Origin of the sequence: Novosphingobium sp. UBA1939 (genome assembly GCF_002336885.1) — a bacterium.
In the GTDB taxonomy this organism is placed as follows: Bacteria; Pseudomonadota; Alphaproteobacteria; order Sphingomonadales; family Sphingomonadaceae; genus Novosphingobium.
Map to the genome: position 1 here is coordinate 11,628 of NZ_DDFB01000141.1, position 707 is coordinate 12,334.

The following is a 707-nucleotide window of genomic DNA, read 5'->3' on the forward strand; positions in this document are numbered from 1 at the left end:
TCCAACGCCAAGCTGGCGCGGCCGCTGCTGGCGGCGGCGCTGCGCGCGCCCTGCGCCGAACACGTCATCGGCATCGAGCCGCTGCGGCAGGCTCAATCGGGCACGCTGACGTTCCACGACTGGGACGCGCTGCTGGCGGGGGACGCGGCGGCGGCCCGCGCGGCGGTGGAGGCGCGCATCGCCGGCATCGGGCGCGCGGACACTGCCTGCATCATCTATACCAGCGGCACCGGCGGCGCGCCGCGCGGGGTGATGCAGCATCATGGCGCGATCCTGCACAATGCGGCGGGCGCCGCCGAGGTGCTGGTCAATGATTTCGGCATCGGCGACGAAGAGGTGTTCCTCTCCTTCCTGCCCCTGAGCCATGCCTATGAGCATTCGGGCGGGCAGTTCCTGCCGATCATGGTCGGCGCGCAAATCTATTACAGCGAGGGTCTCGAAAAGCTCGTCTCGAACATCGAGGAAACGAAGCCGACGATCATGGTCGTCGTCCCGCGGCTGTTCGAAGTGATCCGCGCCCGGATGATCAAGTCGGTCGAAAAACAGGGCAAGCTTGCGAACTGGATGCTCAGCCAGGCGCTGCGTGTGGGCGAAAAGGATTATGAGCGCCGCCTCGGCGTGCTCGACCGCCCGGTCGACCTCATCCTCAACAAGCTGTTCCGCCCCAAGATCCAGCAGCGCTTCGGCGGCCGGATGAAGGCGCTCGT

Annotated in this window: 1 protein-coding gene; it reads left to right on the top strand. The window is 67.0% G+C overall.

What is annotated here, in order from left to right:
• The coding region (locus B3547_RS19280; protein ID WP_292966027.1) for an AMP-binding protein at positions 1–707 on the top strand (707 nt) is incomplete at both ends.